The organism is Pseudomonas sp. UBA1879 (assembly GCF_002338065.1).
In the GTDB taxonomy this organism is placed as follows: domain Bacteria; phylum Pseudomonadota; class Gammaproteobacteria; order Pseudomonadales; family Pseudomonadaceae; genus Aquipseudomonas.
This window is the reverse complement of the sequence record NZ_DDHJ01000014.1, coordinates 337,644-356,085: the sequence shown is the minus strand read 5'-3', so window position 1 is coordinate 356,085 and position 18,442 is coordinate 337,644. Positions and strand designations below refer to the sequence as shown.

Here is an 18,442-nt window from a genome sequence, read left to right as displayed (position 1 = left end):
TTGCATCCCTGTATTTTGGAGACGTTACATGCGTACCCCGCTGATCGCCGCTGCCCTTGGTTTGCTGCTGCTGACCGATGTGGCACAGGCTCAAACCCTGAAGGCCACCAGTAATATTGTTGTCCGCGCGCTGGGCCGCAGTGTCGATTTCACGTCCGACACTACGTCTTCGGTTCGCAACTGGAAAATGGTTGTCGATGCTCAGGACGACGCTGCCAGCTACGTCGCCAGCAATGGCAACATCCATGGCGCCCGTCTGGACGCCGCGTTCGTAACCTTGCGCGAGCGTCTACCCGAAGCCCGTAACGCCTCTGATCAGGACCTCGCTGAAGCCATTCTCGCACTGTGAGGCGTCTGGCAACCTGGCTGCTGGCGTCGGCGCTTTCGCTGATCTGCACGAGCGTCTTCGCCGACCTGAGTCTGTCACTGCACACCGACGGGCTCACTGCTGCGCAACAGAAAGCCAGCCAGACGCTGCTGGACGAAGCCATGGCGCACCTGCCGCCAATGTTCGTCAGCAAGCTGGACCGTACAGTCGAAGTTCACTGGACCGATGACATGCCGTCCAATGCCTACGGCCGCGCGGACGGGCCGTATCGGCTGGACCTGAATCAACGCCTGTTGGCGGGATTGTCCGACGGTTCGGCGGCGACCACGCGCACCAATCGTCCCCATGGCACCGTACGCGAAGAAATGCTCGCGACGGTGCTGCATGAACTCACCCATATTTATGACCATGCCCAACTGTGGTCGCCGGAAGAACGCAAGCTGATCATCGCCTGCACGCGTCAAGGCAACAGCATGGGCAAGGTCGGTTTGCGCGATAGCTGTCGAGGGCAGACGGATCGACGTTTCACCCTGAGCGATGACCCGCGCCTGCTGGATCTTGCAGGCTGGCCGCAATACGTGGGGCGGCGAGGGGAGCGCGAGGAGCGCAACGGACAAGTGGCACGCAGCCCGGACATTTACGAAATCAGCAGTCCGCTGGAATTCGTCGCGGTGAACATGGAGTATTTCCTGCTCGACCCCGCGTACGCTTGCCGCCGCCCTTCTTTATATGACTACTACAAGAAGCTGTTCGACTGGGCACCTCCGACCAAAGACGCCTGCCCAACGGCTTATCCTTATTTGAATGCGGGCAACGACTTCGCCCGTGAGCCGCTTGGCAAACTCGACCCCGAGCGCGTGTACGAGGTCGACTACCTGCTGGCCGAAGCCAACCAGAATCTGGTGAGTCGCTGGGGACACAGCATGCTGCGACTGGTGATCTGCAAACCGGGTCGCCCGCGCGGGCCGGATTGCCGTCTTGATCTGGACCAGCACCTGGTCCTGTCGTATCGCGCCTTCGTCAATGACCTGCAACTGTCCAGCTGGAGCGGCCTGACCGGCGCCTATCCGTCGCGTCTGTTCGTGCTGCCGTTGGGCCAGGTCATTGATGAATACACCAAGACAGAATTGCGCAGCCTGGCGTCGGTGCCGCTGAAACTCTCTCGCGAGCAAATCAACGGGTTGGTGCAGCACGCCGCCGAGATGCACTGGGCCTACGACGGCAATTATTGGTTCATTTCCAACAACTGCGCAGTGGAAAACCTCAAGCTGTTGCGCAGCGGTACGGACGATCCGAGGCTCGTGGGTCTGGACAGCATTCTGCCCAACGGTCTGCTGGAAGTGCTGAAGGGCAGGGGATTGGCTGATACCAGCGTGCTGGACGATCCGAAGCGAGCCCTGCGTCTGGGTTACCGTTTTGACTCGTACCGGGATCGCTATCAGGCGATGTTCGATGTGCTGCGCAAAACCACGGATGTGAGGCAGACCACCGTGGAAGACTGGCTGGGACTGCCTGCGAAAGAACGTCAGCCGTACTTTTCCAAGGCGGACTTGCGCACCAGCGCCGCGATGTTGCTGCTGGAGCAGGCCAGTATGCGTCGACAGCTCTTGCTGGCGCAGGATGAAGTGAAACAGCGTTACCTCAGCGCAGTGGAGCAAAAGGACAAGGGCGTCTCCAAGGCCACCGGCACGTTGCAGGACATCCTGGCGAACAGCGGCTTCCTGAGTCGTCCGGCTGAATTGCTCGGCAGCGGCGGCTATGGGTTGCCGCAAGAAGGCGAATGGGGAAGGCTGGAAGCGGAAAGCACCCAGCGTCAGCAGCAGTTGCAGCGGCTGACCGGGGATTTGGATAAAGAGGTAAGGGCGCTGCTTGAGCCGGACCGCGCCGCCGAGATCGCTGCCACCGAAGAAAACCTCAAACAGGTCGGTGAGCACCTGCGGGCGCTGCACAAAGCGGCAGGCGGATTGGAGTTGCCGTGATGGTTACGCCGTAACAGCAGGGCTTGCGATTATGGCTGAAGGATGGAGCACCCTCTCGGCTACAGGAGAGTGGGCAACCTCTACCCACCGACGCCCCATCAAACAGTTTCGCCCGGCTCCCCCGGGAGATGCTCATCCAGATGCAGCCACGGCAAGCGGTTGTCGGTCCAGATGTGGCGCTCGGCGGCTGCCAGCTCGGGGTGGTCGAGGGTGGCAATGGTGATGTCCATAGTCTCAGGGCTGTTTCGGGTGAACAGTGCAACCTGCGCCCCACAGTTATTGCAGAAATAACGCACACACGTAGCGCTTGAGTCGTACGCCGCCGGACTGCCCGCAGTCCACGTGAACACTTCCAGCGGCACCGTGATCCATGTCACCGCAATCCCACCCGACGTGCGCCGGCAAATCGAGCAATGACAATGAGCGATATCCTGTAAAGGCGCATCGAGTTGATAGCGCAGGTTTCCGCAATGGCAACCGCCCGTGTGCGTTTCACTCATGTCCGTTCTCCCGTTCGTGTTTAACCTCTGACTATCGCGCTTCTGATTTACTTCATCTTTCCTACAGCGATCAGCGGAAAGGTAACGAAAGCTGGCTGAAAGCTAAGCCCTTTAGCATCCCCCCACCGTCGGCAACAGACCGGCCAAGCCGAGGCAGCCCATTCAACAGCAGCCCGGCCCATCTACAACAACAATTCGGTGATTCTGATGCTCGCTTTCGCTCCGCACTCTTCATTGCTCGCCCTCCGACTCCACGCGCAGCCCGTCTTGAACTGATTGCTTCGTTTCGTCCGTTCCCCACGTCGCGTCCTGCCTGGAGTATTTCTATGTTGACCTTCCTCGGCTTTGCCATGGTTGTCGCCTTCATGTACCTGATCATGAGCAAACGCCTGTCGGCGCTCATCGCCTTGATCATCGTGCCTATCGTGTTCGCGCTGTTTGGCGGTTTTGCTGCCGGTATCGGCCCGATGATGCTCGCGGGCATCACCAAACTCGCGCCCACTGGCGTGATGCTGATGTTCGCCATCCTGTATTTCGCACTGATGATCGACTCCGGGCTGTTCGACCCGGCTGTGCGCAAGATCCTCAAGCTGGTCAAAGGCGACCCGGTCAAAGTGTCGGTCGGCACTGCGGTGTTGGCGCTGGTCGTCTCGCTGGATGGCGACGGCGCGACCACGTACATGATCTGCGTCGCCGCAATGCTGCCACTCTACAGCCGCCTGGGCATGAGCCCGCGCATTATGGCTGGCCTGATCATTCTGGCGGGCGGCGTGATGAACATGACGCCATGGGGTGGCCCGACCGCACGCGCTGCCAGTGCGTTGCATGTCGATCCGTCCGACATCTTCGTGCCCATGATTCCGGCCATGCTCGCAGGCGTCGTCGCGATTCTGGTGATCGCCTATTTCTACGGCAAACGCGAGCGTGCGCGTCTGGGTGAGCTGCATCTGCCAGGCGATGAAGTCGATCACAGCGAAATCAGCGTCTCGCAATTTCCCGAGGCTCGCCGTCCCAAGTTGATCTGGTTCAACGCCGCGCTGACCCTGGCGCTGATGGTGGCGCTGATCATGGGCCTGCTACCGCTGCCCGTGCTGTTCATGATCGCGTTCAGTATCGCGATGATCGTCAACTATCCCTGCCTTCAGGCGCAGAAAGACCGCGTCGCGGCCCACGCCGGTAGCGTGCTGGCGGTGGTCGGACTGATTTTCGCGGCAGGGATCTTCACCGGTATCCTGTCTGGCACGGGCATGGTCGATGCGATGTCGAAAAGCCTGCTGGCAGTGATTCCAGACGCAATGGGGCCATACCTGGCCGTTATCACCGCGATCGTGAGCATGCCGTTCACCTTTTTCATGTCCAACGATGCGTTTTACTATGGCGTCTTGCCGGTGCTGTCTGAAGCCGCATCGCATTACGGCATCACCCCGGTGGAAATGGCACGTGCCTCGATCGTCGGTCAGCCCGTCCACCTGTTGAGCCCGCTAGTACCCTCGACCTACCTATTGGTGGCCCTGGCAGGCATCGAATTCGGCGATCATCAGCGCTTCACACTCAAGTGGGCCGTGCTGGTGTGCATCTGCATCATGATCGCGGCATTGCTGATGGGGATCTTCCCCGTCTTCAGCAGTCTATAAGGCACATATTTCCCGCCGGCACGCGAACGCTGGCGGGAATCAGACAAGCTCAAAGGAAAACCTAATGGAATGGCTGACCAACCCCGAGATCTGGGTTGCTTTCTTCACACTGACTGCCCTGGAGATCGTTCTGGGGATCGACAACATCATCATGATCTCGATTCTGGTCAGCCGGATGCCCAAGGCGATGCAGCCGCGTACACGGATCTTCGGTCTCGCGCTGGCGATGGTCACGCGTATCCTGCTGCTGCTGTCGATCACTTGGGTGATGCGCCTGACGGCCGACCTGTTCGTAGTCTTGGGCCAGGGCATTTCGGGACGTGACCTGATTCTGTTCTTCGGCGGGCTGTTCCTGCTGTGGAAAAGCTCGCAAGAGATCTATCACGGCATGGAAGGCGAGGAAGAGGAGATCGAGGAGCCGAAGGGCAAGGGCGGCATGTTCCTGTACACCATCGTTCAGATCGCCATCATCGACATCGTATTCTCGCTGGACTCGGTGATCACGGCAGTGGGTATGGTGTCTCACGTGCCTGTCATGGTGGCTGCGATCATCGTGGCCGTGCTGATCATGATGCTGTGTGCAGGCGTCATCAGCGACTTCATCGAGAAGCACCCTTCGTTGAAGATGCTGGCCCTGTCGTTCCTGATCGTGGTCGGTACGGTGTTGATCGCCGAGTCCTTCGACGTGCATGTGCCAAAAGGTTATGTGTATTTTGCAATGGCGTTCTCGCTGGCGGTGGAAGCGATCAACATCAAGATGCGCACCTCGATGGCCAAGAAGAAGGCAATGAAAGACCCAGTAGAACTTCGCAACGACGTTCCGGGTCAATAGCACCCGGTGCGCTGTGGGCTGTAACAGAAGCGGGGCATTGTGAAATGCCCCGTTTTTTTGTGACATGAAGACCCACCGTGGGAGTGAGCTTGCTCACGAAGGGGCCGGCATTGCACAGCAGCGTTGGCGTCTGACATTCAGCATTCGTGAGCAAGCTCACTCCCACAGATGATGTAGGGCTTCAACATCGCGAAAGCAGCGCCAACAAACTGATTTGTGACAGATTTGTTTCAGCCAACTATCGTCTGTGGCATGCTGGCAATAAGGCCTCAGGCCGACTACAAGCTTTAGTTGAGTGTGCGGACCACTTCAGATGGGTACGCGCTTGCGCTCGCTATACGCTGTATTTTCAATTTTTTTTGCGCTCGGACGTTGGCCGTAAGGCCCGCCGGGTCATTAACAGGGGGCTTTCCGTATGCTGACCCTGCTCGATTTGCTTTCCGCCGTCGCGCTGTTGATCTGGGGCACGCACATCGTTCGGACCGGAATTCTGCGCGTCTACGGCTCGCAGCTTCGTCGCGTCCTCAGCCAAAACATGTCCAAACGCCCGCTGGCGTTCGTCGCCGGGATTCTTGTCACCGCGCTGGTGCAGAGCAGCAACGCCACCGCCATGCTGGTGACCTCCTTCGTTGGCCAGAGCTTGATGGGGCTGACCCCTGCGTTGGCAATCATGCTAGGTGCTGACGTCGGGACCGCAGTGATGTCCCGCATCCTGACCTTCGACCTCTCATGGCTCTCGCCGCTGCTGATTTTCCTCGGTGTGATCTTTTTCCTCTCCCGCAAGCAGACCCGCATCGGCCAACTCGGTCGCGTGAGCATCGGCTTGGGCCTAATCGTCCTCGCGCTCCAACTGATCGTCACCGCCGCCGCACCGATCACTCAGGCTGCCGGTGTGAAAGTGCTGTTCGCGTCCCTCACTGGGGACCTGCTGCTCGACGCCTTGGTTGGCGCGATGTTCGCGCTGATTTCCTACTCCAGCCTCGCCGCCGTCCTGCTCACGGCTACGCTGGCGGGTGCTGAAATCATCGGCCTACCAGTGGCGATCGGTCTGGTGATTGGCGCCAACATCGGCAGCGGCTTGCTGGCCTTTCTCAGCACCAGCATGCAAAACGTCGCCGGGCGTCAGGTTGCGCTGGGCAGCCTGCTGTACAAGCTGATCGGGCTGCTGCTGATCTTCCCGGTGTTGACCCCGCTGGTGCACTGGATGGAAACCCTGGACGTCAGCCCGTCGAGTCTGGTCATCAGTTTCCACGTGATTTACAACTGCCTGCGCTGCCTGATCATGCTGCCGACGGTTGGCCCGATGGGGCGCCTATGCGCATCTCTCCTGCCGCAGGCCGCCGAAGTCAACGGCCAGACCAAGCCCCGACATCTGGACCTGACCGCGCTGGCAACGCCGAGCCTGGCGCTGGCCAATGCCGTGCGGGAAACGCTACGCATGGGTGACCTGATCGACAGCATGCTCAACGCCATGCAAGAGGTGCTGCGTGGCAATCAGACCGCTGTGACCCAGGAAGTCCGGCGCCTCAACGATGACGTCGAGGTGCTGTACAACGCGATCAAGCTGTACCTGGCGCAGATGCCCCGGGAAGATTTGAGCGATCAGGACAACCGCCGTTGGGCCGAGATCATTGAGCTGGCCATCAACCTCGAACTGGCCAGCGGCCTGATCGAGCGCATGCTGCGCAAAGTCCAGCAGCAGAAGACCTCACAGCGTCGGTCGTTTTCCGATGTCGGCCTGGAAGAACTGTCTGGCCTTCACGCGCAATTGATGGCCAACCTGCGTCTGGGTCTGTCGGTCTTCCTCAGCGGCGATCCGGAAAGCGCGCGCCAACTGCTGCGTGAGAAACGTCGTTTCCGGGCACAGGAGCGGCGTCTGGCTCATGCTCATGTCAGCAGACTGCAACGTAAAATCGTGCAAAGTATCGAGACCAGTTCGTTACACCTCGAGCTGATCGCTGACATGAAACGTCTCAATTCATTGTTCTGCAGCAGCGCCTATGTCGTGCTCGAAACCTCAGACACCGGCGCCTTGTCCAGCGAAAGCCAGCCCGACTAATTGCGGTGAACGCCAGGGCCGGGGAGAAGTCTGTTACACATACCGGCCCGCAAGGAAGCCCGTTTTTATGCGTTGCCTGCTGTTCGCTTTCTTAGTTCTGACGTCCCTCCCATCCATGGCCATAGACCGCTTTCAGGTGGAAGGCTATGTGTTGCCGAACGGTCTGCAGCTGCTGCTCAAACCTGCCGAGAAGGGTCATGTATCGATTCGTCTGGTGGTCGGCATTGGCTTCGACGATTTCCCCTGTCCGGACAAGGAACTGCCGCATTTGCTGGAGCATTTGCTGTTCAGCGGCATTGACGATACGGGCGAGGGCGGGCTCGAACAGCAGATGCAGGCGCTGGGTGGCGAGTGGAATGCCTTCACTAGCAACACCGACACCACGTTCGTGATCGAGGCGCCTGCGCAGAATCAGCGCAAGGTCTTGGACCTGCTGCTTAACGTACTGACGCACACGCAGATCACCCAACCGAATCTGGACACGGTCAAACGCATTGTCGAGCGTGAAGACGGCGGGCATTACTCGCACCTGCAACGCTGGCTGGACAAGCGCGACCTTGGCCACAGCGCCAGCAGTCAACTGGCGGTCGAGCTGGGGCTCAAATGCCCTGAGCGGCCAGAAGTCGATCACATCACCTTGGAGCAGATCGAGGCCATCCACGACAACTGGTACGCGGCCAACAACATGACGCTGATCATCGTCGGCGACCTCGACAAACTGCTGCCGGCCTACCTTGAGCGCACCTTTGGCCAGCTCAATGCGGTGGATCCGACCGAGCATCCGCCACTGCGCTCCATCACCGAAAAGGCTGACCCAGAGCGCACGCTGATTCGCGGCGCGCTGGGAGACGGCGCGAAACTGCATCTACTGTTTCCCGAACCGGACATGGGCGAACAGCACGATGAGACCTGGGACGTGGTGAAAGCCTATCTGGACTGGGCGCTGTACAGCGAACTGCGGCTGAGCAAAGGGTATTCTTACGGGCCATGGGCAGATCGCGAGGCCTTTGGTGATACGGGCTTTCTCAGCCTGAATGCTGATCTGGATCGGGACGACGTCGACGCAGCGGTCAAGTCCGTGCGCGCGATGCTGGAACGGCTGCGCAAGGAAGGCATGGACCCGGCGACATTTGCGCGCTTGCAGCAAGCCGCGATTGCGAAAGAGGCGTGGGCTGCGCAAGGCAACAGCGCCCTGGCAGATTATTACTGGGGAGCGATCAACGATTACGACGACGGTCGCTTCGACGACCCGACCAAACGCCTGCGGGGCGTGAGCCTGGACCTGGCGAACAGGGCGCTGCGGCAGTTGCTGGCACAACCCGGCTATCTGCGGGTTGAGGAGCCGCTGCTGAGTTATGACGAGTTGTATGAGCTCGGTGTCGCCTTGGCGGTGTTGGGCGCGCTACTGATCGTGTGGCGCTGGCGGGCCTATAAAAAACGTCTGTTGTAAATGGAAGAGGGTTTGTAGGAGCGCGCTTGTCCGCGATCCGCCGCGCACCGGCGGTAAAATCAGCGACATGTATTTATCTGTCACACCGTGCGCTTCGGTTTGCTGCCGCTGCGCGACAGATCGCGGGCAAGCGCGCTCCTACACTGAAATCATTACCGCCTCAGGTTCCACCCGCGTGTCTTGCAGCATTGCTATCCTGCCAAGGCTTTTTTCCTTCAGCCAAAGTGATGACCGAAATGCCGGATCTCAACGCCCTGATGCAGCACTCTCTCGTACAGCGCGTGCTGGAGTTCATCAAACGCTATCCGGGCCTGATCGCGTTCTTCGGTTTCTGTTCAGGGATCGGCAGTTTCATTCTGGTGGACCGTCAGGCGAAGTTGGCGACCTGGATTGCCGTACTTCTGCTCGTGACGTGGGTCTGGCTGATGGTGGAAAACAGCGCCGTCAGGCTCATCGCCAGGCTGTTCAAACGCGAAATTCCTCAGCCCCTGCTGCGCTATGCCACCCAGATGATCCATCAGGAAAGTCTGTTTTTCGTGCTCCCGTTCTTTGCCATCACCACCACGTGGAACAGCGGCCAACTCGCGTTCACCGGATTGCTGGCAGTGGCGGGGCTGATTTCGATCATCGACCCGCTGTATTACAAATGGCTCGCGCCGCGTCGCTGGCTGTTTCTTGCTTTGCACACCCTGACGCTGTTCGCCGCGATGCTCACCGCGCTGCCGATCATCCTGCACCTGACCACTGCCGAGAGTTACAAACTGGCATTGGGCACCGCCATGTTGCTGTCTATTCCGAGCCTTGCGTCCAGCTTTCCGGCGACCAACTGGAAACGCGGCCTGGGCCTGGTGATGTTGACCCTGGCCATCGGCGCCGCTGGCTGGCTGCTGCGCTCTTGGGTGCCGCCTGCGACGTTATGGATGACCGAAGTGGCCGTCAGTACCCAGTTCGACAACCAGAACCGCACCCCCGGCGAAAGCATTCAGGAGATCGGCGTCAATCAACTGCGTAGCAGCGGGCTTTACGCCTACACCTCGATCAACGCGCCGCGGGGTCTGGACGAGCGGATTTATCACGTTTGGCGCCACAACGGCGACGAGGTCGAGCGAATCGCGCTAGACATCCACGGCGGACGTAAGGAAGGCTATCGGGCGTGGACACACAAACAGAATTTTCCGCCGGATGTGATCGGCAATTGGCAGGTGAGGGTGCTGACTGAGGATGGCCAGATGATCGGCGTATTGCGCTTCAAGGTGACTGACACTGACCAACCTGCGGTCACCCGCAAGAAGATCAAACCGGCAGGGTTGAAACCTGCGGCAGACACCTTGGGCTCGCCTGATCCCGCCGCCGGCAAGGTCGATGACGCCAAGCCATCATCGACCCCGCCCGCGGCGGCAGAAACCCACTAAGCTCGTGCCCATGACCCCAACGACCTCCGTGGTTACGCACGCGCCCAAGGCCCCGGGCAGCGCCTCACTGGATACTTCGACGCAACCTACACAGTTGTGGATCGTCGGGGACTGGACGCTCGCCCATTACCACGACCTCAAGCGCCAGACCGATGCCTTGAGCGACGGTTTCAGCGCCGCGACACACGTGGACATGAGCCGATTAGGCGCCCTCGACACTGCTGGCGCGTCGTTGCTGGTCGAACTGCTGGGCGCTCAGCGTCTGCGTCTGTTGGCGGTGCAGGCGCCGAATCTGCCGGAATCCAGCCGTGCGCTGATGCAGACGATCCAGAGCGCGCTGCACGATTATTGCGAACCCCTGAAAGACCCGGAAATCGCCGTGGGCACCCAGTTGCTGGCGCGTATCGGCTCAGCGGTGGAGGTGGTCTGGCGTGACACGCTGCAACTGCTCGGCTTTGTCGGGCTGATTTTGCAAACCTTCGTCACAACGATGTTCCGCCCGCGGCGCTGGCGCACCACGTCGGTGATTGCCCACATCGAACAGATTGGCCTGGACGCCGCGCCCATCGTGGCGTTGCTGACGTTCATGGTGGGCGCGGTGGTGGCGTTTCTCGGCGCCACCGTGCTCAAGGCCTTCGGTGCAACGATCTTCACGGTCGATCTGATCGGCTTTTCGTTCCTGAGAGAGTTTGCGGTGCTGCTGACGGCTATTCTGCTGGCGGGCCGCACTGCCAGCGCGTTCACGGCGCAGATTGGCTCGATGAAGGCGAACGAAGAGCTAGATGCCCTACAAACGCTGGGGCTGAGTCCGACAGAAATGTTGGTCCTGCCCCGCGTACTCGCGTTGCTTATCTCGCTGCCGATACTGACTTTTCTGGCGATGATCTGCGGCATCGTTGGCGGAGGTGTGGTTTGCGCGCTGTCACTGGGCATTTCGCCTGCAATGTTTTTATCGCTGATGCAGGCCGACATTGGGGTTCAGCATTTCCTGGTGGGTATCGTCAAAGCGCCGATCTTCGCCTTTTTCATTGCCGCGATCGGGTGTCTGGAAGGCTTCAAGGTCGAGGGCAGCGCAGAATCAGTGGGCGCCCACACGACATCCAGCGTGGTGCAGTCCATTTTCGTCGTCATCGTGCTGGATGCACTGGCGGCGATGTTTTTTATGGAGATTGGCTGGTGACCCGACGCTGCGTCCAACCCACTGAAGCTGTGATTCAGGTGCGTGGCCTGTGTAACCGCTTTGGTCCGCAGGTGGTCCACGAAAACCTCGACCTGGACCTGTACCGCGGGGAAATCCTCGGCGTGGTCGGTGGCTCGGGCAGCGGCAAGTCGGTGTTGCTGCGCAGCATCGTCGGTTTGCAGCGACCGGCTGAAGGAAATGTCCGGGTGTTGGGTCAGGATCTGCTGAATCTGCCGGATAAAGCGCGCTCGCAAGTGGAGCGACGCGTCGGCGTACTGTTTCAGAAAGGCGCGTTGTTTTCGTCGCTGACCATCACCGAAAACGTTGCCTTGCCGCTGATCGAACACGCAGGGCTGAGCCGCGACGAGGCCGAGCATCTGGCCGGGATCAAAATGGCCTTGTCCGGCCTGCCACTGTCGGCAGCGCATAAATACCCCGCGTCGCTGTCAGGCGGGATGATCAAGCGCGCCGCATTGGCCAGGGCGCTGGCGCTGGATCCGGACATTCTGTTTCTCGACGAACCCACCGCCGGACTCGACCCTATTGGCGCAGGCGCTTTCGATCAGCTGATCCTGACCCTGCGCGACGCACTGGGCCTGAGCGTGTTCATGGTCACCCACGATCTGGACACGCTGTACACCATCGCCGACCGCGTCGCCGTGCTGGCGCAGAAGCGCGTGCTGGTCGCCGACACCCTCGACAAGGTGTCGGCCTACAAAGACGAGTGGATTCACGAATACTTTCATGGCCCGCGCGGCCGCTCGGCCTTTGCAGCGGCCATCCAACCCCATGAGGTCTCTTGATGGAAACCCGCGCCCATCACGTCCTGATCGGCCTGTTCACAGTGATTGTGGTGGCCGCCGCGTTGCTGTTCGGCCTTTGGCTGGCCAAGTCCAGCGTGGACACGGCATTCAAGGATTATCAGGTAGTGTTCAACGAGGCGGTGACCGGTCTGTCTCGCGGCAGTCCCGTGCAATACAGCGGGATCAAGGTCGGTGATGTGGTCAACCTGCGTCTGGACCCACAAGACCCCCGCCGCGTGTTGGCGCAAATTCGTGTGGCCGGGGAAACGCCGATCAAGCGTGACACCTTCGCCAAACTGGCGCTCGCCGGTATCACGGGCACGTCGATCATTCAGCTCAGCGGTGGCACGCCTCAAAGCGAGCCGCTCAAATCCGATGATGGCAGCCTGCCGATCATCATCGCGTCGCCGTCGCCCATTTCGCGTCTGCTCAATGACAGTAACGATCTGCTCACCGGCATCAATACTCTGCTGCACAATGCCAATGAACTGTTGTCGTCGAAGAACGTTCAAGCGCTGACCAAGACTATGGATCATCTGGAGCAGACCACTGCGGTGATTGCCGACCAACGCGACGACATCCGCCAGACCCTCAAGCAACTGCTGGCGCTGAGCAAACAGGCCAGCAGCACGCTGAACCAGACCTCCACCGCGATGCGCAACGCCAATCTGTTGTTCACGGTGGACGGAAAACAAGCCATCGCCACCGGGCAGGCCGCCATGGTCTCGCTGCAACAGAGCACCGACACCATCAATCAGTTGATCAAGGCCAACAAAGGCTCGGTCGATGGAGGGCTACAGGGGTTGGGCGAACTGGGCCCGGCGATTCGCGAGTTGCGTGAAACCCTGGCCTCGCTCAAGACCATCTCCCGCAGCCTGAACGCCAACCCTAGCGGCTACCTGCTCGGTAGCGAAAAGCATAAGGAGTTCGAGCCATGAGGCTTGCCGCTCAGCTCATCACCCGTTCTTTATTAGCCGCCGCAGTGCTGTCGACGGTCTTGTCGATGACGGCCTGCTCTATCCTGCCCAAGCAGGCGCCGTCGGACGTGTATCGCTTGCCAACGGTCTCGACGGTCAGCAAGCCCGCGACGCCTGCGCCTTGGTCGCTGCGCGTGGCACGGCCGAAATCCAGCGAAACCCTCGACAGCCCGCGCATCGCCGTTATCCCTCAAGGCGATGTGATCAGCAGTTACAAAGGCGCGCGCTGGAGCGATCCGGCCCCGGTGCTGCTGCGTAATCGGCTCGTCGACGCGTTCTACCGCGATGGCCGTGTGCAGTCGATCAGCACCGACGAGAGCAATCTGCAGGCGGATATCGAGCTGGGCGGTGAGTTGCAGGCGTTCCAGAGCGAGTACAGAGGCACCGCTATCGAAGTGGTGATTCGGCTCGATGCACGACTGGCCGACGATCATCAGCGCATCATCGCCAGCCGTCGCTTCGAGGTGCACCAGCCAGTGGCCGACAAACAGGTGTCAGCCGTGGTGACAGGCTTCGGGCAGGCCAGCGATGCGTTGACCACCCAACTCGTGCAGTGGACCGTGGAGCAGGGCCAGCGGCATTACGCTGCCGAGCCGAAGAACCAGTAGCACACGGCGATGGCGGCGATGACGCCGGACAATTCCGCCAGCAGCGCGCACCCTACGGCGTGACGCGCGCGTTGAATGCCGACAGCGCCAAAGTACACGGCCAGCACATAGAACGTCGTCTCAGTGCTGCCCTGAATGGTCGCTGCTACCAACGCCGGGAAGCTGTCCACGCCTTGGGTCTTCATGGTCTCGATCAGCATGGCCCGCGCTGCGCTGCCTGAAAAGGGTTTGACCAATGCGGTGGGCAGCGCATCGACGAATCGAGTGTCCAGCCCCATCCATTGAATGGCGTGGCGAATACCTTCCAGCATCAAATCCAGCGCCCCCGAGGCACGCAATACGCCCACCGCGCAGAGCATCGCTACCAGATACGGCAGCAGATTTTTCGCCACGTCGAAGCCTTCTTTCGCGCCCTCGACGAAGGTTTCGTACACCTTGACCTTGCGCAGCGCGCCGACTACCAGGAACAGCATGATGATGCCGAACAGCGTGACGTTGCCGAGGATCGACGACAGGCTGGACAGCGCCGCAGCGGAGAGTCCGGCCAGAATCGCCATAAAGCCGCCCAGCAGCAGTGCGCCGGGAATGAGGTAGGCCAGCACCACCGGGTCCCACAGACGCAGACGCTGCATGAACGCCACCGAGAGCAGGCCGACGAGTGTCGAGGCACTCGTCGCTAGCAGAATCGGCAGGAAAACCATGGTCGGATCAAGCGCGCCTTGCTGGGCGCGGTACATGAAGATAGTGACGGGGAGCAGGGTCAGCGAGGACGCATTGAGCACCAGAAACAGAATTTGTGCATTGCTGGCGACGGTCTGGCTGGGGTTCAGTTCTTGCAGCGAGCGCATGGCCTTGAGGCCGATGGGCGTTGCCGCGTTGTCCAGACCGAGGGCGTTGGCCGCGAAGTTCAGCGTGATCAGTCCCAATGCAGGGTGCCCGCGAGGGACTTCAGGCATCAGGCGATGGAACAGCGGCGCGAGGGCTTTACCCAACCAGTCGACGATCCCCGCTTTCTCGGCGATGTTGAGGAAACCGAGCCACAGGGTCAGCGTGCCGAACAACAGGACCATGACCTCGACCGAGAGTTTGGCCATCGCGAAGATGCTTTCGACCATGGCGGCGAAGACCCCGGCGTTTCCCCCCAGTAGCCACTGCGCCAGCGCGGAAATCGCCGCAACCACGAAAAAACCAAGCCATAGGCCGTTAAGCATCAGTGAATCCCCTTGCAAGATGCGGGGATGATAGCGGCGGGGGCGTAAACAACAAACCCTCTAAGGGCTTGCGTCGGCATTGTGGGCATGTACCGCCCATGTGGGAGCCGGCTTGTAGGCGAATGTGGTGTGTCATTCAGCCTTGATGACACTGGCCGGACGCCTTCGCCAGCAAGCCGGCTCCCGAGATTACGCGCTCCGTCAGTACGAACGACCTATAAAAACCAACCCCAGCCAAGGCCGGGGTTTGTGTTCAAACGGCGCAGCGATCAATCCACAGCCAACTGCCCTGCAGGCAAGGATTCCTTGCTGCGCCAGTGCGGCAGGGAATTCCAGTAGCGCTGGCCTTTCGCATCGTCGTACATGCCTTCCCAACGGGCGATAACCAGAACGGCCAACGCGTTGCCGATCACGTTCAGTGCCGTGCGCGCCATATCCATGATGCGGTCCACACCGGCGATGAACGCCAGCCCTTCCAGCGGAATGCCCACGCTGCCCAGGGTCGCCAGCAGCACCACGAAAGAGACGCCCGGTACGCCGGCGATGCCCTTGGAGGTCACCATCAGCGTCAGGACCAGCATGATCTGCTGGCCGATTGGCATATCGATGCCATACAGCTGCGCGATGAACAGCGCCGCAATGCTTTGATAAAGCGTCGAGCCGTCAAGGTTGAAGGAATAGCCCGTCGGTACCACGAAACTGCTGATCGCCTTCGGCGCACCGTAAGCCTCCATTTTCTCGATCACACGCGGCAGCACGGTTTCGGAGCTTGCGGTGGAGTAGGCCAGTACCAGCTCATCCTTGAAGATGCGCATCAACTTGGTCACGGAGAAGCCGAACAGCCGAGCGATCAGGCCCAACACCACGAACGCGAAGAAGGCAATGGCCACGTAAACCAGAATCACCAGCTTGGCCAGCGGCAGCAGGGAGGCGAAGCCAAAGTTGGCGACCGTGACGGCGATTAGCGCAAACACGCCTATGGGTGCGTAGTTCATGATCATGTGCGTGACCTTGAACATGGTTTCCGAGACGCCCTGAAAGACCTTGACCAGCGGCTCGCGTACATCAGCGTTGAGGCTGGACAGCCCGAGTCCGAAGAACACCGAGAAGAAGATGATCGGCAGCATGTCGCCACGGGAGACCGCAGCGAAGATGTTCGACGGGATCAGGTTGAGGATCGTCGCGATAAAGGCATGATCATGCTGCACTTCGGCGGTGGTCTTCTCGTATTGCGAGATGTCCACAGTGCCCAGAGTGCTCATGTCGATGCCCGTGCCGGGATGGAACACGTTGGCCAGCACCAGGCCAACGACGATAGCAATGGTGGTGACGATTTCGAAATACAGGATCGTCTTCAGGCCGATGCGACCGAGCTTTTTCGCATCCCCAACCCCTGCAATGCCGACGATTAGGGACGAGATCACAATAGGGATGACGATCATCTTGATCAGACGAATGAAGATGTCGCCCGCGGGTTGCAGAATGTTGCTGATCCACCAGGCCTTTTCGGCGCTGAAATGGTTGAGCACAGCGCCCAGTGCGATACCCAGCACCAGACCGATGAGGATCTGCCAGGCGAGGCTGATTTTTGCCTTCTTCATGTCGATAACCTTGTTGTAGTTGGGGTGGACATTTCTCACCGACGCGTCCGGGGCTACTCACGAGAGCAGCGTCGAAGCCTATACCCTTGGATCTATCCAGAAGGTCTCTGTAAATGAGCGTCCGAGCTACGGGCAGGCGGAAAAAAGGCGCAACTATTCTCATCCTGACGATCAGCGTCTAATGCCGTAAACGCCTGCCCCATGCGCAATCGGTATGAGACAAATCAAGGACTTAGCTTTAAACAGCGTGAAACGACGCACTCCAAGACTCGCGAATTTTGCTGAGAAGTGGCTAAAACGTCGCCTGGCGGTCGTTTCGATATGAATCAGGCAAAGGCAAGTGACAAAACAGTCACCCGTGACCAACACATGGCTTGTTGGAGCAAATTCATCGATGTACGGTCGCGCGCAAACCTGTGACAGCCAGCATGCTAGTGATCCGATTGTGCATATGCGAAGAAGAGAAGAGGTGACGCGCCCTACTGTGCGCAAGACCATGCCTACGGCGGGTGCTCGGAATCAGCATGCAGAATGCGTAAGGGGGAGGTGGCAGATATTTGCGCGTCGCAAGTCCACTGTCAGCTCGCAATCCAATGGCGACGGACGATGGACTTGCGGTGCGGCTTCCTGACCCGGCCCGTTAGTGAGAGCACTCCCTGTACTCCTGAGGCGCTGCGACCACTCCTTTGGTCAGAACGCCCCGGCCCCTTGGTCACGCACAGACCCTCCTCGGGTTGTGCGGCTTTCAGGAAGACCCAACGACATTCGGTCTTCCGTCATTCAAATCAGTACCAGTTCGGATCTTTCTTAAGCTGCTCTTTGAGAAGGGTTTGCATCCCTTCATCCGGCTTACCAAGAAAGCGGTAGTCAGCATGACGCGTTGGCGATTTGTCCGCTGGGAGCCCAGCAGGCACTTCGACCAACATGGCATAGGCATGCTTCTTATCAAGGCTGAACGCCACAATAAGCCGTTTGTTAATACACGTATCCTGAGTTTCGCAAAGCGGACCTACCAGATACGGCTCCCTGTCTTCAGTCACGGCGTTCATCTGATCCGATGCACCGGACAGGTTGATTACCCAATCGGGCAACCGTTCTTCTTTCTTCACAACTGTTGACCAGGTATCGCGGTACTGGGCATCGGAACTCAACAGCTCGTTTACCCGCGACTGACCATCGTTAGCGGCCATAACCATGGCGCTGGCGCTCGACAAGAGCACCAGTGCCATGGCATGGAAGTGCCTGTTCAGCATTCCAGGTCAGCCTCGACCACGACGACCGAAGAAGAACGACACAACGAACATCACCAGGAACACGATAAAGAGAATCTTGGCGATACCCGTTGCAGTGCCTGCGATACCACCGAAGCCCAATACTGCTGCGACGATAGCGATGATCAGAAATGTGATAGCCCAACTCAACATGGTGATTCTCCTTACTGTTTTTAATTTCTAGCCACAACGAGGTATCGGGGTTGACCCTCGTGTAGGGCGTCGGTGCCATTGCTGGTCAGAAAACCCAACTCTGTTGACGCGGTGCTTGCTCGACGGCAGCAGCTGCGTCCTCAACCGGTTGCAGACTCAGGCCAACATCAGTCGCCTTCAGCGCGCTCGCCTTGGCGAATGGGGCTGTATGGCTGTAGGCATGATGAGCCGGGACAATTTCTTCGTGTGTCTGGGTCCAGTGAGCGAACTGCTGAACGACGATCAACGTAATCATCAGCGCCAAACTGGCGAACAAACCTTGCTGCAGGTGCAGTGGAGAGATACGCAGAGTGGCGAGGCGTTGAGTGTTCATGCAAAGGGCTCCAGGCAATCTTGTCGGTCGGCGGTTCAGACCTTGTTGCAGGGAATATTGCAGCCTGTGTG

The 18,442-nt window shown here is 59.5% G+C and carries 17 protein-coding genes; 11 read left to right on the top strand and 6 right to left on the bottom strand.

Going from position 1 to position 18,442, the window contains the following annotated elements:
- The first annotated feature begins 28 nt into the window (after positions 1 to 28).
- Both B3N48_RS15080 and B3N48_RS15075 read left to right on the top strand, forming a co-directional pair.
- Positions 29 to 349 carry a DUF2388 domain-containing protein gene (locus B3N48_RS15080; RefSeq protein WP_296184993.1) on the top strand — a complete coding sequence of 107 codons (321 nt, stop codon included), beginning with the start codon at positions 29 to 31 and terminating at the stop codon, positions 347 to 349.
- Positions 346 to 2,307, top strand: coding sequence for a DUF4105 domain-containing protein (locus B3N48_RS15075; protein WP_296184991.1), 1,962 nt, complete (start codon positions 346 to 348; stop codon positions 2,305 to 2,307). The genes B3N48_RS15080 and B3N48_RS15075 overlap by 4 nt, the downstream gene beginning before the upstream one ends.
- 98 nt (positions 2,308 to 2,405) lie before the next feature.
- Here the strand turns inward: B3N48_RS15075 and B3N48_RS15070 are convergent, their stop codons facing one another.
- The gene (locus B3N48_RS15070) at positions 2,406 to 2,807 is read right to left on the bottom strand and encodes a GFA family protein (protein WP_296184990.1); all 402 of its coding nucleotides are present in this window, start codon (positions 2,805 to 2,807) and stop codon (positions 2,406 to 2,408) included.
- A 326-nt stretch (positions 2,808 to 3,133) separates the two neighbouring features.
- On the opposite strand from B3N48_RS15070, the gene B3N48_RS15065 reads away from it, so the two are divergent.
- From B3N48_RS15065 to B3N48_RS15025, 9 genes are all read left to right on the top strand, one after another.
- On the top strand, positions 3,134 to 4,441 hold the full coding sequence (locus tag B3N48_RS15065; RefSeq protein ID WP_296184989.1) for a CitMHS family transporter: 1,308 nt from the start codon (positions 3,134 to 3,136) through the stop codon (positions 4,439 to 4,441).
- A 64-nt stretch (positions 4,442 to 4,505) separates the two neighbouring features.
- On the top strand, positions 4,506 to 5,273 hold the full coding sequence (locus tag B3N48_RS15060; protein ID WP_296184988.1) for a TerC family protein: 768 nt from the start codon (positions 4,506 to 4,508) through the stop codon (positions 5,271 to 5,273).
- 415 nt (positions 5,274 to 5,688) lie between these two features.
- The gene (locus tag B3N48_RS15055; protein WP_296184987.1) at positions 5,689 to 7,332 is read left to right on the top strand and encodes a Na/Pi cotransporter family protein; all 1,644 of its coding nucleotides are present in this window, start codon (positions 5,689 to 5,691) and stop codon (positions 7,330 to 7,332) included.
- Between the two features lie 67 nt (positions 7,333 to 7,399).
- Positions 7,400 to 8,782: a M16 family metallopeptidase gene (locus B3N48_RS15050; protein ID WP_296184984.1), complete on the top strand. Its 1,383-nt coding sequence runs from the start codon at positions 7,400 to 7,402 to the stop codon at positions 8,780 to 8,782.
- A gap of 236 nt (positions 8,783 to 9,018) precedes the next feature.
- Complete coding sequence (locus tag B3N48_RS15045; protein ID WP_296184981.1) at positions 9,019 to 10,194, top strand: DUF5924 family protein; 1,176 nt, start codon at positions 9,019 to 9,021, stop codon at positions 10,192 to 10,194.
- Positions 10,195 to 10,204: 10 nt separating this feature from the next.
- Entirely contained in the window at positions 10,205 to 11,374 is a 1,170-nt protein-coding gene (locus tag B3N48_RS15040) for an ABC transporter permease (RefSeq protein ID WP_296184980.1), read from the top strand.
- A complete protein-coding gene (locus tag B3N48_RS15035) occupies positions 11,371 to 12,177 on the top strand; it encodes an ABC transporter ATP-binding protein (protein ID WP_296184978.1) in 807 nt (268 codons plus the stop codon). Before B3N48_RS15040 ends, B3N48_RS15035 begins: the two co-directional genes overlap by 4 nt.
- Positions 12,177 to 13,115, top strand: coding sequence for an MlaD family protein (locus tag B3N48_RS15030; RefSeq protein WP_296184977.1), 939 nt, complete (start codon positions 12,177 to 12,179; stop codon positions 13,113 to 13,115). Before B3N48_RS15035 ends, B3N48_RS15030 begins: the two co-directional genes overlap by 1 nt.
- Positions 13,112 to 13,762 carry an ABC-type transport auxiliary lipoprotein family protein gene (locus tag B3N48_RS15025; protein WP_414704243.1) on the top strand — a complete coding sequence of 217 codons (651 nt, stop codon included), beginning with the start codon at positions 13,112 to 13,114 and terminating at the stop codon, positions 13,760 to 13,762. Before B3N48_RS15030 ends, B3N48_RS15025 begins: the two co-directional genes overlap by 4 nt.
- On the opposite strand, the gene B3N48_RS15020 is transcribed toward B3N48_RS15025, so the two are convergent.
- The 5 genes from B3N48_RS15020 to B3N48_RS15000 form a co-directional block, all read right to left on the bottom strand.
- Positions 13,735 to 14,973 (bottom strand): nucleoside recognition domain-containing protein, encoded by a 1,239-nt coding sequence (locus B3N48_RS15020; protein ID WP_296184976.1) that lies wholly within the window; start codon positions 14,971 to 14,973, stop codon positions 13,735 to 13,737. The two genes, B3N48_RS15025 and B3N48_RS15020, sit on opposite strands and share 28 nt — an antisense overlap.
- Before the next feature lie 269 nt (positions 14,974 to 15,242).
- Positions 15,243 to 16,574 carry a glutamate/aspartate:proton symporter GltP gene (gene gltP / locus B3N48_RS15015; RefSeq protein ID WP_296184974.1) on the bottom strand — a complete coding sequence of 444 codons (1,332 nt, stop codon included), beginning with the start codon at positions 16,572 to 16,574 and terminating at the stop codon, positions 15,243 to 15,245.
- A 785-nt stretch (positions 16,575 to 17,359) separates the two neighbouring features.
- Positions 17,360 to 17,827 carry an inhibitor of vertebrate lysozyme family protein gene (locus tag B3N48_RS15010; RefSeq protein ID WP_414704242.1) on the bottom strand — a complete coding sequence of 156 codons (468 nt, stop codon included), beginning with the start codon at positions 17,825 to 17,827 and terminating at the stop codon, positions 17,360 to 17,362.
- A 6-nt stretch (positions 17,828 to 17,833) separates the two neighbouring features.
- The gene (locus tag B3N48_RS15005; RefSeq protein ID WP_025257796.1) at positions 17,834 to 17,998 is read right to left on the bottom strand and encodes a DUF1328 domain-containing protein; all 165 of its coding nucleotides are present in this window, start codon (positions 17,996 to 17,998) and stop codon (positions 17,834 to 17,836) included.
- Positions 17,999 to 18,083: 85 nt separating this feature from the next.
- A complete protein-coding gene (locus B3N48_RS15000; RefSeq protein WP_296184971.1) occupies positions 18,084 to 18,371 on the bottom strand; it encodes a hypothetical protein in 288 nt (95 codons plus the stop codon).
- Positions 18,372 to 18,442 lie beyond the last annotated feature (71 nt).

Bases quoted from the DNA above. Each gene is read 5' to 3' on its own strand.
- B3N48_RS15080 (WP_296184993.1), top strand. From the start codon at position 29: ATGCGTACCCCGCTGATCGCCGCTGCCCTTGGTTTGCTGCTGCTGACC.
- B3N48_RS15070 (WP_296184990.1), bottom strand. From the start codon at position 2,807: ATGAGTGAAACGCACACGGGCGGTTGCCATTGCGGAAACCTGCGCTAT.
- B3N48_RS15065 (WP_296184989.1), top strand. From the start codon at position 3,134: ATGTTGACCTTCCTCGGCTTTGCCATGGTTGTCGCCTTCATGTACCTG.
- B3N48_RS15060 (WP_296184988.1), top strand. From the start codon at position 4,506: ATGGAATGGCTGACCAACCCCGAGATCTGGGTTGCTTTCTTCACACTG.
- B3N48_RS15055 (WP_296184987.1), top strand. From the start codon at position 5,689: ATGCTGACCCTGCTCGATTTGCTTTCCGCCGTCGCGCTGTTGATCTGG.
- B3N48_RS15050 (WP_296184984.1), top strand. From the start codon at position 7,400: ATGCGTTGCCTGCTGTTCGCTTTCTTAGTTCTGACGTCCCTCCCATCC.
- B3N48_RS15045 (WP_296184981.1), top strand. From the start codon at position 9,019: ATGCCGGATCTCAACGCCCTGATGCAGCACTCTCTCGTACAGCGCGTG.
- B3N48_RS15040 (WP_296184980.1), top strand. From the start codon at position 10,205: ATGACCCCAACGACCTCCGTGGTTACGCACGCGCCCAAGGCCCCGGGC.
- B3N48_RS15030 (WP_296184977.1), top strand. From the start codon at position 12,177: ATGGAAACCCGCGCCCATCACGTCCTGATCGGCCTGTTCACAGTGATT.
- B3N48_RS15025 (WP_414704243.1), top strand. From the start codon at position 13,112: ATGAGGCTTGCCGCTCAGCTCATCACCCGTTCTTTATTAGCCGCCGCA.
- B3N48_RS15020 (WP_296184976.1), bottom strand. From the start codon at position 14,973: ATGCTTAACGGCCTATGGCTTGGTTTTTTCGTGGTTGCGGCGATTTCC.
- gltP (WP_296184974.1), bottom strand. From the start codon at position 16,574: ATGAAGAAGGCAAAAATCAGCCTCGCCTGGCAGATCCTCATCGGTCTG.
- B3N48_RS15010 (WP_414704242.1), bottom strand. From the start codon at position 17,827: ATGCTGAACAGGCACTTCCATGCCATGGCACTGGTGCTCTTGTCGAGC.
- B3N48_RS15005 (WP_025257796.1), bottom strand. From the start codon at position 17,998: ATGTTGAGTTGGGCTATCACATTTCTGATCATCGCTATCGTCGCAGCA.
- B3N48_RS15000 (WP_296184971.1), bottom strand. From the start codon at position 18,371: ATGAACACTCAACGCCTCGCCACTCTGCGTATCTCTCCACTGCACCTG.